Genomic DNA, 15,238 nt, shown 5'->3' with positions numbered 1-15,238 from the left:
CCGTGACTTTCGCCGCCACCATCCTGACGCTCTATCCTGAGATGTTCCCCGGTCCGCTCGGCGTATCGCTGGCCGGGCGGGCGCTGCGCGAGGGCAAGTGGAGCCTTGAGGCCGTGCAGATCCGCGACTTCGCGACGGACAAGCACAAGTCCGTGGACGACACGCCCGCAGGGGGCGGGGCGGGGATGGTGATGCGCGCGGACGTGCTCGCTGCGGCGCTCGACAGCGTGCCTGCGGGGCGCCCCGTGCTGGCGATGACACCGCGTGGCAGCACGCTCAGCCAAGCGCGCGTGCGGGCGCTTTCTGAAGGGCCTGGCGTGACGATATTGTGCGGACGGTTCGAGGGAATTGACGAGCGCCTGCTGGAAGCGCGCGACATCGAGCAGGTGTCGATCGGCGACTATATTCTCTCCGGCGGAGAGATGGCGGCACTCACACTGCTGGATGCTTGCATTCGCCTCCTTCCCGGAGTAATGGGCGCGGCTTCAAGCGGCATGGACGAGAGCTTCGAAACGGGGCTTCTCGAATATCCGCAATATACCCGACCTGCTGAATGGGAAGGGCGCACGATCCCCGAAGTGCTGCGATCGGGGGATCATGCGAAGATCGATGCCTGGCGAAAGCAACAGGCGGAGACCGATACACGGCTAAGGAGGCCGGACCTTTGGGAGCGCCACGAGGGCGCTCGGGTCAAGTCTCCCTCTGGTGCGCGGCAAAAGAAGGAAGAATGACATGAACGTCATCCAGACGCTCGAAGCCGAGCAGATTGCCAAGTTCAACGAATCGAAGAAGATTCCTGATTTCCGCCCGGGCGACACGCTCAAGGTCGGCGTGAAGGTCGTCGAAGGCGAGCGCACCCGCGTGCAGAACTATGAAGGCGTGTGCATCGCCCGCTCGAACAAGGGCATGGGCAGCAACTTCACGGTTCGCAAGATTTCGTTCGGTGAGGGCGTCGAGCGCGTCTTCCCGCTCTACTCGCCGAACATCGACAGCATCGAAGTCGTCCGCAAGGGCATCGTGCGTCGTGCGAAGCTCTATTATCTGCGTGGTCGCACCGGCAAGTCGGCGCGTATCGCCGAGCGCCGCGACGTTCGCCCTGCAAAGGGTGAAGAGGCGACGGCAGCCGAATAGGCTTTTCGGGCGAGAGCCCAGGGGCAACGAAGGGCGCGGAGGCTTTGGCTTCCGCGCCCTTTTCGTTATGTTTGCGGCATGACGCGGACCAACGGGAAGGCCTTCTGGGCATATCTCGCAGCCGACGCGGTCGTGATCGCTTTTCTCCGGTTCTTCAGGGGATTGAACGTCGTTGCGGGCGGGGCCGGCGTGCTGGCCGCGACGCTTGTGGTGTCCGGCTGCATGATTTCGGTCGAAGCGGCCGGTGGACCTTGGCCTCATCCCGGGGCAGCCGGGACGCAATCGCTATGGTGAGCCGACCAGCTGGGGCGTCTGACATTCACGTGTATTACTATTGCAATACACTATGGCTGTGATAACAGCTGACGCGATCAACAGGGAAGATCGCGATGACTGACATGATTGCGCGGGCCGACGAGCCCGATGGCGCGCCGCGCATTGCCGTGCTCGATATCCTGCGGGGCCTCGCGATCCTCGGCATCCTGTTCATGAATATCAACGACATGGGTGCGTCGTTCCGGGCGGGCAGCGATATCCGGCATTTCGGCTGGACGCTGGTCGATCAGCAGGTGTGGTGGGTGCGCGAGGTGTTCGCCAACGGCACCGCGCGCTGCCTGTTGGAGATGCTGTTTGGCGCGGGCATGGTCATTTTAACCGAACGGGGCGCGCAGAAGGCGGGCAAATGGACCGTGATGCGCCGTTATTATGTGCGCAACCTGGTGCTGTTCGCGTTCGGCATGGCGCACATGTTCCTGCTGCTCTGGGGCGGCGACATCCTGCACACCTATGCGATCGCGGCGCTACTGGTGTTCTTCGCGCGCAATTTGCGGCCGCGATGGCTGATCACCATGGGGCTGGTGATGGCGCTGCTCCAGCTCGGCGGTGGCGGCTATATGCTCTACGCGGACGGGCAGAAGCGGGAGCAAATCGCTGCCGTCGAAGCCAAGGTGGCGGCGCATCAGGCGCTGACCAAGGACGAGCAGGCGCTGCTCACCAAGAAGGCCGAGAGCCAGGCGAAGCGCGCCAAGGCCCAGGCCGAGCATAAGGCGGAACTCGCCAGGGAAGATGCCGACCGGTCGTCCACCACCGAACGCTGGGTCGCCGAGCAGACCCGCATGAGCGCCGAACGCTTCTTCGGCCTTGGCGAGGTTTTCGCGATCTGGGAGGCGGCCAGCGTGATGCTGATCGGCGCGGCTCTGTTCAAGCTGGGCATATTGCAGGGGCGGCGATCCTGGTACTTCTATCTGGGGCTCGGCGTGGTCGCCTATGCGATCGGCGGGACAGCGCGGTTCGTCGGCGCGAACGAGATGATGCGCTTCGACGACCTGCCTAAGACGATATGGGCAACGCAGGAGGTGGCGCGGATCGCGATGACGCTGGGGCATGTCGCTTTGGTAAATCTGCTGGTGAAGAGCGCGGCGGGCGCCTGGCTGATGCGGCCCTTCGTGGCGGCGGGGCGCACCGCGCTCACCATCTATGTGCTGCAAACGCTGATCTGCCTGTGGGTGCTCTATCCGCCCTTCGCGCTGGGTCTGTACGGTCAGAGCGGCTGGGCAGCGATGATGGCGACTGCTGTGGGGATCAATCTGGCGCTGCTGCTGCTCGCGAACTGGTGGATCAACCGATTCACGATCGCGCCGATCGAATGGCTCTGGCGCTCCATCGTGGACTGGCGCTTCCTGCCCTGGCGCGCGAAGGGGGTTGCCGCCGCCTAGCGGATATTTGGCGGATCGGACGCGTTAGGCTAGTATGGCACACATGCATACGGCCGGTTCATCAGCGTGGACGATGCGGCAGCTTAGGCTGTTTGCGGTCTCGCTGTGGCTGACGCTGGCCACCGCAGTGTTCTGCGCGGTGGTGCCGACTGGTCTGCCGCAAACCGTGCGGCATGGCTCGGCATTCAATCCGGCGAACAATTTCGTCGCGATACACGCCTCGTCCAGAAACAACCGCGCGATCCTGAAACGCGCGATCGACGGAAAGCCGGCGCCGGCAGCTTCGGCCGGGTCCGATGTCGCCGTGCCGCGCGCGCAATTTGCGTTAGCCGGGCCCGCGATCGTCCAGAGCGTCGCAGTTGCTACGGGGCCCGCGGCTCCAATCCTCTCCAAAGTCCCCGAAGCCCGTTTCCCACGCGGCCCGCCTGGCGCCTGATTTCCGCCGCGGCGATCACGCCGCATTCTGGAAAGGGCGAGCCCATGGGCTCCGCATCCGGGGAAACACAATGGAAGAATATAAGAAGCGCCCTCCCTGGTGGTTCGTGACCGCCGTGTGGTCAGGGATCGCCGGATCGGCAGCCGCGCTCGCCGCCATCATCGGCTTGACGGCGGAATAGCCGAAGCAAAAGCCGCCGGACGGGAGCAATCCCGTCCGGCGCACTAATTCAACAGAACCTAAGCTCGGATCGCTGCGGTGGGTCAGCCAGTCGCCGCAAGCGCATCCTTGAGTTGCTTGGCCCGATCATGGCCGCGCATCACGGAATCAAAGCAGATACGGATCACGCCGTTGGTACCGGACGAGATATGCTCGTCGGCGATGGCGCGCTCAAACTCTTCCTTCAGATAATCCTCGCCGCGTTCGATCTCGCTCAGGATCGCATGGTCGCCGCCGCCCAGCGCAAGGCGGAGATCCTCGATACGGCGATGCACTGTCGCGGCGGTCGAGCCGTAATCGGCCGGCGTGCCGCCCAGTTCGCGGCTGCGGGCGGAGAGGGCGTCGACGACCTGGCGGCGCTCGGCTGCCATGCTCGTGAAGAATTCGGTGTACCGATCGCTTTCGGCGTGCTCGGCGGAATGTTCATAGCCCTTGATGCTGTCGATCGTCGTCACGATCAGGTCGTCCAGTTTGGCGATGTCGGTGTTGGTGGACACGGTGGTTCTCCCAGTGAGTGCTGGAGCTAGAACGAGCTGTGCGTGGCCAGGTTTCTCATGAAAAACAGATAGTTGGTGAAGCGCTATTAACCAGTTGCGCCGGCAGTCTCGCCCGCGCCATAACGCCGCGGCGAGGAGAATATCGGGATGCGTAAATGGGTTTTGGGACTTGCTTCGGCGATGCTGGCGACAACCGCGATGACCGGTGAAGCCATGGCGCAGGATTTGCCGCTGGAGCGCGTTTTCGCCAGCCCCGATCTGGCCGGCCCGGCACCGCGCCTTCCCAAGCTTTCGCCGGATGGTTCGCTGTTGACGCTGTTGCGCAACCGCGAGGATGACAAGAACCGCTTCGATCTGTGGGCGATGGACACGGCAACAGGCCAATGGCGGATGCTGGTCGATTCGCAGAAGGTGGGGTCCGGCGCCGAGCTTTCCGAAGCCGAGAAGATGCAGCGCGAGCGCGCCCGCATCACCAATGCGCGCGGCATCGTCAATTATGCCTGGTCGAGCGACGGCAAGAGCATCATCGTGCCGCTGGACGGTGACGTCTATCTCGCCGGGATCGACGGGAGCGTGCGGCGGCTGACCAACTCGCCGGAGGGCGAACTGAACCCGGCGATCAGCCCCAAGGGCAATTATTTCAGCTTCGCGCGCGACCAGAATCTGTGGGTCCAGCCGCTCGCCGGCGGTGAGGCGCGGCAGATCACCGATGACGGCAAGGGCACCGTCCATTGGGGCGAGGCCGAGTTCGTCGCGCAGGAGGAAATGCACCGCTATGACGGCTATTGGTGGTCGCCGGATGAGCAATATATCGCGGTCGAACGCTTCGATGAGGCACGCGTGGGCGTGGTCAGCCGCGCCGCGATCGGCGCGGAAGGCACGCGCGTCTATTCGCAGCGCTATCCGGCTGCGGGCACGCCCAATGCTGTAGTCGATCTCTATGTGATGAAGCCGGATGGTTCGGCCCGCGTGAAGGTCGATCTGGGCAGCAATGACGACATCTATGTCGCGCGCGTCACCTGGGCACCCGATGGCAAGTCGCTCTATGTCCAGCGCCAGAGCCGAGACCAGAAGACGCTCGACATGCTCCGCGTCGATCCGCTGACCGGCAAGTCCAGCATCCTCTTCACCGAAAAGGCCAATAGCTGGGTCAACATCACCGACGCCTATCGCTTCCTGAGCGACGGAAGCCTGATCTGGGCGTCCGAGCGCGACGGCTATCGCCACCTCTATCACTTCAACAAGGGCAAGTGGCGCCAGTTGACCAAAGGCCCCTGGGTCGTCTCCAGCCTGGCGGGCGTCGATGAAAAGAGCGGCAAGATCTATTTCGTGGCGAACAAGGATACGCCGCTCGAGATGCAGCTCTATGCGATCGACCTGAAAAAGCCCGCTCTGGTGACCCAGTTGACCGAGCCGGGCTATTTCACCTCGGCCGTGATGAACCGCAGTGCGACCCGCTTCATCGTCAGCCGCTCGAACGCCGGCCAGCCGGCCCAGTCCTATCTGGCCGATGCCAGCGGCAAGCGAGTAGCGTGGATTGAAGAGAATGCGCTGAAGGAAGGGCATCCCTATTACGCCTATCTCGCCAGCCATCGCCTGCCGAAATACGGAACGCTGAAGGCGAAGGACGGCTCGACCCTCTATTGGTCGATGATCACGCCCGAGCTGGAACCGGGCAAGAAATACCCCGTCTTCGTCGAATATTATGGCGGGCCGGGCACGGGGCAGCAGGTCGCGCACAAGTGGCAGAGCCCGCTGGTCCAGCACATCGTCGATCGCGGCTATGTCTATTTCCAGATCGACAATCGCGGCTCGAACTTCCGCGGCAAGGCGTTCGAGGATCAGCTCTACAAGAAGCTCGGCACTGTGGAGGTCGAGGATCAGATCGCGGGCATCGACTTCCTCAAGTCGCAGCCCTTCGTCGATGCCGGGCGGATCGCGGGCTATGGCTGGTCCTATGGCGGGTTCATGACGCTCAAGCTGCTGGAAAAGCAGCCCGGCGTGTTCGCCGCCGCTGTCTCGGGGGCACCGGTGGTGAAGTGGGGGCTGTACGACACCCATTATACCGAGCGCTATCTGGGCGATCCGAACAAGGATCCGGAGGCCTATGCGGCGGCCGACACGATCGCCGACGCCGTCAAGATCAGCGACAAGATGATGCTGATCCACGGCATGTCCGACGACAATGTCGTGCTCGACAACGCGACCGCGCTGGCCGCGAAGCTCCAGGCGGCGAACAAGCCGTTCGAGATGATGTTCTACCCCGGCAAGGCGCACAGCGCATCGCGCGACATCCATGTGTGGACCACGGTGCTCAATTTCTTCGAGCGCGAGGTGATGAACAAGAAATAAGCTTCCGTCCTCCCGGCGAAGGCGGGGATCTTGTGCGGCTCCCTTCCCGGTGCCTGCTGCACGAGATCCCGGCTTTCGCGGGGATGACGGGCATATACTTTTTCTTTCGCGAATCGCGCTCGCCACGCAGCTTTCGGTCTGCTAGGGGGCGCCCATGCTTTGCAAACGAACTAGCAAACGAATTACCACCCGCGCCTGAAAAGGGCGCGCAGGTCGTTTCCTGCCGCGAAGCACAGGAATGCACTCGCATTCCGCAACTTTCCAAACCTATAGAGCATCCCGCCGCCGAAGGACTGGCGTGCGGACCTGAAAGGACCGAAAATGGGTTACCGTGTCGTCGTCGCAGGCGCCACCGGCAATGTCGGGCGCGAAATGCTGAACATCCTGGCCGAGCGGGAATTCCCGATCGACGATCTGGCGGTCCTCGCCTCGTCGCGCTCGACCGGCGACATGGTGGATTTCGGCGAGACCGGTAAACAGTATAAAGTCCAGAATATCGAGCATTTCGATCCCACCGGCTGGGATATCGCGCTCTTCGCGATCGGCTCGGATGGGTCGAAGGCATATGCGCCCAAGTTCGCCGCGGCGGGTTGCACGGTGATCGACAATGCTTCGCTCTACCGCATGGACCCGGACGTTCCTCTGATCGTGCCGGAAGTGAACCCCGAGGCGATCGACGGATACAAGGCGCGCAACATCATCGCCAACCCGAACTGCTCGACCGCGCAGATGGTCGTCGCGCTCAAGCCGCTGCACGATGCCGCGAAGATCAAGCGCGTTGTCGTCGCGACCTATCAGTCGGTGTCCGGCGCGGGCAAGGCGGGCATGGACGAGCTGTTCGAGCAGTCGCGCAACATCTTCGTCGGCGACCCCGCCGAGCCGAAGAAGTTCACCAAGCAGATCGCATTCAACGTGATCCCGCACATCGACAGCTTCCTCGAAGACGGCTCGACCAAGGAAGAGTTCAAGATGGTCGCCGAGACCAAGAAGATCCTCGATCCCAAGGTAAAGGTCACCGCAACCTGCGTGCGCGTACCTGTCTTCGTCGGCCATTCGGAAGCTATCAACATCGAGTTCGAGGACGAGATTTCGGCGGAGCAGGCCAAGAACATCCTCCGCGAGGCACCCGGCATCATGCTGGTCGATAAGCATGAGGATGGCGGCTACGTCACCCCGATCGAATGCGTCGGCGAATATGCGACCTATGTCAGCCGCGTGCGCGAGGATTCGACCGTCGAGAACGGGCTGAGCCTGTGGTGCGTCAGCGACAATCTCCGCAAGGGCGCGGCATTGAACGCGGTGCAGATCGCCGAGCTGCTCGGCCGTCGGCATCTGAAGAAGGCCTGATCATGCTGACGGGCGGATGCCTGTGCGGCGCGGTGCGGTACAGCGCGGATCTGCCCGATCCGCCCGTCACTTATGCCTGCCACTGCACAGATTGCCAGACGCAGAGCGGCGCGTCGTTCGCACTGCAGCTACCGGTCGCGCTCGATGCGCTGACCATCTCCGGTGAGATGATCAGCGCGTCGCACGTCACGCCCAGCGGCGGGACCAGCACGCATTTCTATTGCGCGAAATGTCTCGTCCGGATCTACAATATCAACACCCGCCGGCCGGGCTTCGGCGTGCTCCGCGCGGGCACGCTTGACGACAGCGCAGGAATCATCCCGCGCGCGCATATCTACATCAAGTCGAAGCAGCCCTGGGTCGGCCTGCCCGAGGGCGCGATCACCTTTGAGACCGTACCTGCCAGCGACTGGTTCAGGATCCTCGCGGAGCTTTAATGCCCCATCGCGCTGGCGTCGGGCTTCTCCGCCCGGCCCTTGGGCTTGCGCAGGAAGAAGACCAGCGGAACGGTCAGCGCCGTGACGATCGCCATTGCGTAGAAATCGTTGAGATAGCCGATCATCGCTGCCTGGCGGTTGATCTCGGCATCCGCCATCGCCAGCACGGTCTGGCCGGTGCTGCCGAGCATCTGGGCAAGGTTCGGGTCCAGCGTGTCGAGCGTCTCGGCCGAAATGTTGGGAACCAGCGCCGCATGACTCTGCTGGATGCTCCGCGCCAGGATCGTCGTGACGAGCGAGATGCCCACCGACGAGCCGATATTGCGCGCCAGGTTGATCAGCGATGCGCCTTCGGTGCGCTGCTGCGGCGCGAGCGTGGCGAAGGCCATGCCGTTGAGCGGCATGAACACCAGCCCCATGCCAAGCCCCTGGACGAAGCCCGAGAGAATGATCGGCCAGGTCCCCATTTCAAGCGACCAGTGCGTCATCTGCCACAGCGAATAGGCCGCGATCGCCATCCCCAGCCCGACAATGATGCGCGCGTCGAAACCGCGCTGGATCAGCTGCGCGGAGATTGCCATGGTCAGCACCACGCCAAAGCCGCGCGGCATCAGCAACAGGCCGGTGTCGAACACCGAATGTCCATAGAGATTCTGGAGCATCGGCGGCAGCAGCGCCATCGTCGCCATCATCACCACGCCGATCACGATCATGAAGAACAGGCCGGTGACGAGGTTGCCGTTCCTCCAAAGCGCGCGCTCGAACATCGGTTCCTTGCCGGTCGCCATATGGACGACGAACATCCACAGCGCGATTCCGGCGACGAGCATCTCGATCCAGATCTCGATCGATCCGAACCAATCCTCGCCCTGGCCGCGGTCGAGCATGAGCTGGAGCGCGGCGATGCCGATCGCGAGCAGGGCAAAGCCGAACAGGTCGAACCGCCGCTTTCTGATGGGGCGGCTGGGCAGCAGCCACCACAGGATCGCGATACAGATCACGCCCAGCGGCAGATTGACGAAGAATACCCAGCGCCAGTTGAAATTGTCGGTCAGCCAGCCGCCGATCACCGGGCCCAGGATCGGGCCCACCATGATCCCCATGCCCCAGATCGCCATGGCCTTGGCCTGGCGCTCGGGCGGGTTGATGTCGAGCATCACCGTTTGGCTGAGCGGGTTCATGAACGCGGCGGACACGCCCTGCAGGACACGGAAGATCACCATCTGCTCAAGGTTCTGCGCCATGCCGCACAGCGCCGATGCGATGATGAAGCCGATGGTGGAAAGCAGGAACAGGTTGCGCGAGCCGATCGTGTCGGAAAGCCAGCCGGTGATCGGGATCGCGATGGCGACCGCCACGATATAGCTGGTCAGCACCCAGGTGATCGTATCGGCCGAGGCGCCGAGCTGCGTCGTCATGTGCGGCAGCGCGACATTGGCGATCGTCGTGTCGAGGATCTGCATGATCGTCGCGAGCATCACACCGAAGGTGAGCAGCCCGCGATTGGCGACCGGCAGCGCCGCCACGCCAGGGGTCGGGCGGGGCGGGGTTGCAGGCGTGTCAGACTGGGTGACGGTTGCCATAATCTTCCCTTCGTCATCCCGGCTTTCGCCGGGGTGACGGCTAGTCCACAACCTTCACGACGACGTCCGCCGACAGCCCTGCGATCAGCGGGCGCGGGCTCTGTTCGTCGATCATGATGCGCACCGGCACGCGCTGGGTGACCTTCACCCAGTTGCCATTGGCGTTCTGCGCCGGAAGCACCGAGAATTCGGAACCCGTGCCCGCGCCGATCGAGCCGACATGCCCCTTCAGGTGCAGGCCCGGATAGGCATCGAAGCTGATCTCGGCCTTTTGCCCGACGCGCATCTTGTTGAGGTCGGTTTCCTTGAAATTGGCCTCGAGCCAGGCACCGCTGTTCTGCACGATCGTCACGGCGGGAAGCCCGGTCATCATCATCTGGCCGACCTGGAGGCGATCGGACTGGCTGACGACGCCGTCGACGGGCGCATAGACCTTGGTCCGGCTCAAATCGAGCTGCGCCTTGGCGAGCTGAACGCGCGCAGCGGCAAGCTGGGGGTTCTCGCCCGCAGACCCGGTGGAGAGCTTCGAACGCGCCTCCGCCGCATCCGATGTCGCGCGGCTGACGGCGGCGCGCGCTTGCTCGACCGAATGTTCGGCCTGTTCAAGCCGCGCACGAGTTGTGAAGCCGCTCTTCATCAGCTCCGCCTGGCGGCCATAATCCTGCTGTGCTGCCCGAAGCGTATCGCGCGCGGCCTGGATATCGGCGCTCGTGCCGGCATAGCTGGTCTGCAGCGTCTGGACGTTCACCTGCGCGGCGGCGATCGCGGCCTGGGCGGAAGCTACCGCGATGCGATACGGCTCGGGATCGATCTCGAACAGCAGATCGCCTTTCTTGACCGTCTGGTTCTCCTTCACCGCGACCGTGACGATCCGGCCGGCGACATCGGCCGAAACCGAAACCTTGTCCTGGCTGACATAGGCGTTGTCGGTCGAAACCGTGCGGCCGCCCGTGAAGTAGAAATATCCGACGATCGCGATCACGATCAGCGGAACGCCGAACATCAGCAGCGGACGCAGCCAGGCGCGCTTGGGCTTCTCTTCGACGATCGCTTCGGACGGAACGACATCGGTTTCGGCCATCGTGCTCTCCCTGGAAGCGTTCAGGATTTTCGGATCTGCGTCAGCCATTGGCGGCCTCTTTGCCCTCTGGGGTGTTGGTCAAATTTGCGCGGACCGCATTCAGCGATCCGATAAGCTCTTCGCGTTGCCGGGGGGATAACCCCTTCAGCGCCCCTTCGATCATCTCGCTAGCGACATTGTGTAGATCGGCGAGAACGGGGCGGGCCTTGTCCGTCAGGTAGATCAGCCAGGCGCGCCGGTCGGCGGGATCGCGCCTGCGCTCGACCAGCCCGGCATCCTCCAGCCGGTCGATCATGCGGCACGCGGTGATCGGCTCGACTTCAAGCAGCTCGGCAAGCTGGCCCTGGTTCAGGCCCTCGCGGCGCTCCAATATCTTCAGCGTGCGCCATTGCGGGCCGGTCGCGCCGGTGGTCCGCGCGCGCTCGTCGAAGCGGCGACGCATCAGCCGCGAGACATCGCTCATCAGAAAGCCTAGATTCTCGGTCACGCGACGCACATAATAAGCCTAGTTATTAATTGCAATCAGCAACTGGATTTCATTGTGCGACGCAGCGATTGCAGCGGAGGCAAGCATGAGCAAGCAGATGACCGGCGGCTGCCAGTGCGGGCGGGTGCGATATCGCGTCAACATCGAAGACGATGACGCATATCTCTGCCATTGCCGCATGTGCCAGCGCGCGACCGGGGGCGTATCGATCGCGTTCAAGGGCGTGAAGAAGGCCGACGTAAACTGGGAGCGGGAGCCCGATCTCTACGCCTCGTCGCCCATCGCCGAGCGCGGCTTCTGCAAGGAATGCGGCACGCCGCTGACATTCTGGTTTCCCGATGCGCCGACGATGGATCTGACGGTGGGGAGCTTCGACGATCCCTCGCGCTTCCAGCTGCGCCATCATTATGCGGTGGAAAGCATGCACGAGCAGTGGCTCGACACGCGCGACCTGCCCCGATACCGGACCGAGGACAACGCGAACGTCGTGAAGCGCTGGATGGAAGCAATTGGCAAATTACCCGACTGAAACGCACCGCTTCGCCGCCGATGACGGTGTCGAGCTTGCATGGACCGAAATGGGCGAGGGGAGGCCGGTGGTGCTGATCCACGGCTATTTCTCCACGGCTGCGGTCAACTGGATCAAATATGGCCATGCGGAAAAGCTCGCGGAGCGCGGCTTCCGGGTGATCATGCCCGATCTGCGCGGGCATGGCCTGAGCGACAAGCCACACGATCCTGCCGCCTATCCGCCCGACGTGCTGATGCGCGACGGGATGGCGCTCGTCGCGCATCTGGGCCTCACCGATTACGATCTGGCGGGCTATTCGCTGGGCGGCCGGACGGTGCTCCGCATGCTGGTCAACGGCGCCACCCCGCGCCGCGCCGTCTTGTGCGGCATGGGATTGCAGGGGCTGATCGATACGCAGGGGCGGGGCGGCTATTTCCGCCGCGTGCTCACCAATCTCGGCAGCTTCGAGCGTGGCAGTTCGGAATGGCTGACCGAAGCGTTCCTCAAGACCACCAAGGGCGATCCGGTGGCGCTGCTCAACGTGCTTGAGACCTTTGTCGATACCCCCCGCGAGCAGATCGCCGCGATCACGGTGCCGACTCTTGTCGCGACCGGCGTCGACGATGACGACAATGGATCGGGCGAGGCGGTGGCCGAACTGCTTCCGCATGGCAGCTTCCGATCGATCCCGGGCAATCATATGAGCGCGGTGACCCGGCCCGAGCTGGGGCAGGCGATCCTGGATTTCCTGAGCGCTTGACGCATTGATAGAGCGGGGCGCACTCTCGGGCACATTCAGAATGTACCTGAGAGGTTCCCCCATGACCCGTACCGGTATTTCCGCGCTGGCGCTTGCCGTCGCGGTCGCCGTCGCGCCCGTCCACGCCCAGGACGCGACGCCCAGCGCGGCGGAGGCGCAGGCGTTCATCGATCGCGCACAGAAGGAGGTCACCGAATTCAACCTGATCGCGCAGCGCGTCTCGTGGATCAACGCAACCTATATCACCGACGATACCGACGCGCTGGCCGCCGAATATGGTGCGCGGAGCACCGAGATGTCGGTGAAATACGCGATCGAGGCTGCGCGCTATCAAAAGGCGCAGGGGCTGTCGGCGGAGCAGCAGCGCCAGCTGACGATGCTTCGCGGCGCGATCACCTTGGCCGCGCCCACGCGCCCGGGTGCGGCGGCGGAGCTTTCCGACATCGCGACCCGGATCGGCTCGCAATATGGCAAGGGGAAGGGGACGCTGAAGGGCCAGCCGGTCAATGGCAGCGACATCGAAGCCGCGATGGGCGAGAGCCGCAATCCGGACGAGCTCAAGGAAATGTGGGTTAGCTGGCACGATCAGGTCGGCGCGCCGATGCGCGGCGACTATACCAAGCTGGTCGGCATCGCGAATGAGGGCGCGAAGGAGCTGGGCTTTGACGATACCGGTGCGATGTGGCGCTCCGGCTACGACATGCCCCCGGCCGATTTCATCAAGCTCACCGATGGCATCTGGAATGATATGAAGCCGCTCTATACCGCGCTTCACACCTATGTCCGCCGCAAGCTCAACGAGAAATATGGCGACGCCGTGCAGCCCAAATCCGGCCCGATCCGCGCCGATCTGCTCGGCAATATGTGGGCGCAGGAATGGGGCAATATCTATGACGTGGTGGCCCCGGCGGGCGCGGGCGATCTAGGCTTCGATATCGGCGAACTGTTGGCCGCCAAGGGATATGATCCGCTGAAGATGGTGAAGACGGGCGAGAATTTCTATTCCTCGCTCGGCCTGACCCAGCTTCCGGAGAGCTTCTGGCAACGCTCGCAATTCATCAAGCCGCGGGATCGCGAGGTCCAGTGCCACGCCTCGGCCTGGGATATCGACGAGAAGGACGATCTGCGCATCAAGATGTGCATCAAGGTGAACGCGACCGATTTCGTCACGATCCACCACGAACTGGGGCACAACTATTATCAGCGCGCCTATAAGGATCAGCCTCAGCTCTATCGCAACGGCGCGAATGACGGCTTCCACGAAGCGATCGGCGATTTCGTCGCGCTTTCGATCACCCCCGATTACCTCGTCCAGATCGGCCTGCTCGACAAATCCCAGGTGCCGAGCGCGGACAAGGATATCGGCCTGCTGCTGCGCCAGGCGATGGACAAGGTTGCGTTCCTGCCCTTCGGCCTGCTGATCGACAAATGGCGCTGGGGCGTGTTCGACGGATCGATCCTGGCGGGCGGCTATCAGGCCGGATGGGATAAGCTGCGGCTCGATTATCAGGGCATCGTCGCCCCGGTGAAGCGCGACGAGACCCGCTTCGATCCCGGTGCGAAATATCACATTCCGAACAGCACCCCCTATGCGCGCTATTTCCTGGCGCGCGTGCTCCAGTTTCAGTTCTACAAGGCCGCCTGCGATCAGGCGGGCTGGAAGGGCCCGCTCCACCGCTGCTCGTTCTTCGGCAACAAGCAGGTGGGCGAGCGGCTCAACAAGATGATGGAGATGGGCGCATCCAGGCCATGGCCGGATGCGCTGGAGGCGTTCACCGGCAGCCGCCAGATGTCTGGCAAGGCGATGGCCGAGTATTTCGCGCCGCTCAAGGCATGGCTCGACAAGCAGAACAAGGGGCAGCCGAAGGGCTGGTGACCCGAAACCAGGGGAAGGATATCCAGATGGTTCGTTACGCAATTGCCTGCGCGATGCTAGCGCTGCCCGTCAGTGCGCTGGCACAGACTGCACCGGCATCTGCGCCGGTGACGGTAGAGATCGTCGCGAGCGGCGAAGTGACCGTGCCCGCACAGCGCTTCCGCATTTCGGCGAAGATCTACGGCAAGGCGGAGACCGAGGACGCGGCCAGGGCGGCGCTGGCGGCGCAGAAGGCGAAGCTCCTCCGGACCCTGTCCGCGTCGGGCGTGCGTGAAGCGCAGCCCGGCGGCACGCCGGGGGACAATTCGCTCATGAGCTTTTTCGCCAGCCTGCCGGGCCAGGGCAAGCCCACCATCAGCCTCGCCAGCCTTGACGAGGATCCCGACGCGAAGCCGGAAGCGACGGCGACCGAGACGATCGATCTCGACGCACCGACCCGCGCCGCCGCCGCGGCCGCACGCAAGGCGATCGAGGCCGAGGGCGGTACGCCGGAGGAGCAGGTGATCGGCCTGCTTGATGATTATCCCGGCGCGGCGCGCAAGGCCAAGGCGGATGCCCTGGTCAAGGCGCGAGCGCAGGCGCTATCCTATGGGGAAGCACTCGGCCTTCGCAGCGCCGCGATCACGCGGATCAGCGAGAAGCAGGATATTGTCGGCGGCACGATCGGCCTGATCGGGCAGATCGTCGGCATGTTCGCGCCCAAATCGGGTGCGCAGTCCAACGACGTGACCGTGCGGGAGACGCTCACCGTCGAGTTCACGCTTACCCGCTAGAGTCTGATCCAGGCCTGTTGGCGACAGCGGGGA

Annotated in this window: 16 protein-coding genes; 12 read left to right on the top strand and 4 right to left on the bottom strand. The window is 63.6% G+C overall.

Features of this window, described 5'->3' with window-relative positions; translation table 11 throughout:
- The first annotated feature begins 2 nt into the window (after window positions 1-2).
- The 5 genes from trmD (at window position 3) to SSO01S_RS05155 (ending at window position 3,282) form a co-directional block, all read left to right on the top strand.
- Window positions 3-731 carry a tRNA (guanosine(37)-N1)-methyltransferase TrmD gene (gene trmD / locus SSO01S_RS05175; protein WP_066796362.1) on the top strand — a complete coding sequence of 243 codons (729 nt, stop codon included), beginning with the start codon at window positions 3-5 and terminating at the stop codon, window positions 729-731.
- A gap of 1 nt (window position 732) precedes the next feature.
- Window positions 733-1,131, top strand: coding sequence for a 50S ribosomal protein L19 (rplS, locus tag SSO01S_RS05170; protein ID WP_066796154.1), 399 nt, complete (start codon window positions 733-735; stop codon window positions 1,129-1,131).
- A 78-nt stretch (window positions 1,132-1,209) separates the two neighbouring features.
- Window positions 1,210-1,425, top strand: a complete 216-nt coding sequence (locus tag SSO01S_RS17825; RefSeq protein ID WP_066796152.1) for a hypothetical protein — start codon at window positions 1,210-1,212, stop codon at window positions 1,423-1,425.
- A 95-nt stretch (window positions 1,426-1,520) separates the two neighbouring features.
- A complete protein-coding gene (locus tag SSO01S_RS05160; RefSeq protein ID WP_066796150.1) occupies window positions 1,521-2,846 on the top strand; it encodes a DUF418 domain-containing protein in 1,326 nt (441 codons plus the stop codon).
- 34 nt (window positions 2,847-2,880) lie between these two features.
- Window positions 2,881-3,282 carry a hypothetical protein gene (locus tag SSO01S_RS05155; protein WP_066796148.1) on the top strand — a complete coding sequence of 134 codons (402 nt, stop codon included), beginning with the start codon at window positions 2,881-2,883 and terminating at the stop codon, window positions 3,280-3,282.
- Window positions 3,283-3,545: 263 nt separating this feature from the next.
- On the opposite strand, the gene SSO01S_RS17710 is transcribed toward SSO01S_RS05155, so the two are convergent.
- The gene (locus SSO01S_RS17710) at window positions 3,546-3,998 is read right to left on the bottom strand and encodes a ferritin-like domain-containing protein (RefSeq protein ID WP_066796145.1); all 453 of its coding nucleotides are present in this window, start codon (window positions 3,996-3,998) and stop codon (window positions 3,546-3,548) included.
- A gap of 147 nt (window positions 3,999-4,145) precedes the next feature.
- Here SSO01S_RS17710 and SSO01S_RS05145 point away from each other — a divergent pair, with 147 nt between their 5' ends.
- The 3 genes from SSO01S_RS05145 to SSO01S_RS05135 all read left to right on the top strand — a co-directional run bounded on the left by SSO01S_RS05145 (window position 4,146) and on the right by SSO01S_RS05135 (window position 8,134).
- Window positions 4,146-6,350, top strand: coding sequence for a S9 family peptidase (locus SSO01S_RS05145; protein ID WP_066796143.1), 2,205 nt, complete (start codon window positions 4,146-4,148; stop codon window positions 6,348-6,350).
- Between the two features lie 321 nt (window positions 6,351-6,671).
- Window positions 6,672-7,697, top strand: coding sequence for an aspartate-semialdehyde dehydrogenase (locus SSO01S_RS05140; protein WP_066796141.1), 1,026 nt, complete (start codon window positions 6,672-6,674; stop codon window positions 7,695-7,697).
- 2 nt (window positions 7,698-7,699) lie between these two features.
- The gene (locus SSO01S_RS05135) at window positions 7,700-8,134 is read left to right on the top strand and encodes a GFA family protein (protein ID WP_066796139.1); all 435 of its coding nucleotides are present in this window, start codon (window positions 7,700-7,702) and stop codon (window positions 8,132-8,134) included.
- Here SSO01S_RS05135 and SSO01S_RS05130 read toward each other — a convergent pair.
- Genes SSO01S_RS05130 through SSO01S_RS05120 form a run of 3 tightly spaced genes read right to left on the bottom strand, consistent with a single transcriptional unit; the run spans window position 8,131 to window position 11,285 of the window.
- Window positions 8,131-9,717, bottom strand: coding sequence for a DHA2 family efflux MFS transporter permease subunit (locus SSO01S_RS05130; protein ID WP_066796137.1), 1,587 nt, complete (start codon window positions 9,715-9,717; stop codon window positions 8,131-8,133). The genes SSO01S_RS05135 and SSO01S_RS05130 overlap by 4 nt on opposite strands.
- 40 nt (window positions 9,718-9,757) lie before the next feature.
- Window positions 9,758-10,846, bottom strand: a complete 1,089-nt coding sequence (locus SSO01S_RS05125) for an HlyD family secretion protein (RefSeq protein ID WP_066796134.1) — start codon at window positions 10,844-10,846, stop codon at window positions 9,758-9,760.
- Window positions 10,839-11,285, bottom strand: a complete 447-nt coding sequence (locus SSO01S_RS05120) for a MarR family winged helix-turn-helix transcriptional regulator (RefSeq protein ID WP_157073646.1) — start codon at window positions 11,283-11,285, stop codon at window positions 10,839-10,841. Before SSO01S_RS05120 ends, SSO01S_RS05125 begins: the two co-directional genes overlap by 8 nt.
- A gap of 85 nt (window positions 11,286-11,370) precedes the next feature.
- Here SSO01S_RS05120 and SSO01S_RS05115 point away from each other — a divergent pair, with 85 nt between their 5' ends.
- From SSO01S_RS05115 to SSO01S_RS05100, 4 genes are all read left to right on the top strand, one after another.
- Window positions 11,371-11,814, top strand: coding sequence for a GFA family protein (locus SSO01S_RS05115; RefSeq protein WP_066796131.1), 444 nt, complete (start codon window positions 11,371-11,373; stop codon window positions 11,812-11,814).
- Complete coding sequence (locus tag SSO01S_RS05110; protein ID WP_066796127.1) at window positions 11,795-12,556, top strand: alpha/beta fold hydrolase; 762 nt, start codon at window positions 11,795-11,797, stop codon at window positions 12,554-12,556. Before SSO01S_RS05115 ends, SSO01S_RS05110 begins: the two co-directional genes overlap by 20 nt.
- 61 nt (window positions 12,557-12,617) lie before the next feature.
- The gene (locus SSO01S_RS05105) at window positions 12,618-14,432 is read left to right on the top strand and encodes a M2 family metallopeptidase (RefSeq protein WP_066796125.1); all 1,815 of its coding nucleotides are present in this window, start codon (window positions 12,618-12,620) and stop codon (window positions 14,430-14,432) included.
- Between the two features lie 26 nt (window positions 14,433-14,458).
- On the top strand, window positions 14,459-15,205 hold the full coding sequence (locus SSO01S_RS05100; RefSeq protein ID WP_169798316.1) for an SIMPL domain-containing protein: 747 nt from the start codon (window positions 14,459-14,461) through the stop codon (window positions 15,203-15,205).
- The last annotated feature ends 33 nt before the right edge of the window (window positions 15,206-15,238 follow it).

Origin of the sequence: Sphingomonas soli NBRC 100801 (assembly GCF_001591025.1) — a bacterium.
In the GTDB taxonomy this organism is placed as follows: Bacteria; Pseudomonadota; Alphaproteobacteria; order Sphingomonadales; family Sphingomonadaceae; genus Sphingomonas; species Sphingomonas soli.
Note: the sequence above shows the minus strand (reverse complement) of the source record. Positions and strands in the feature narration are given on the sequence as shown.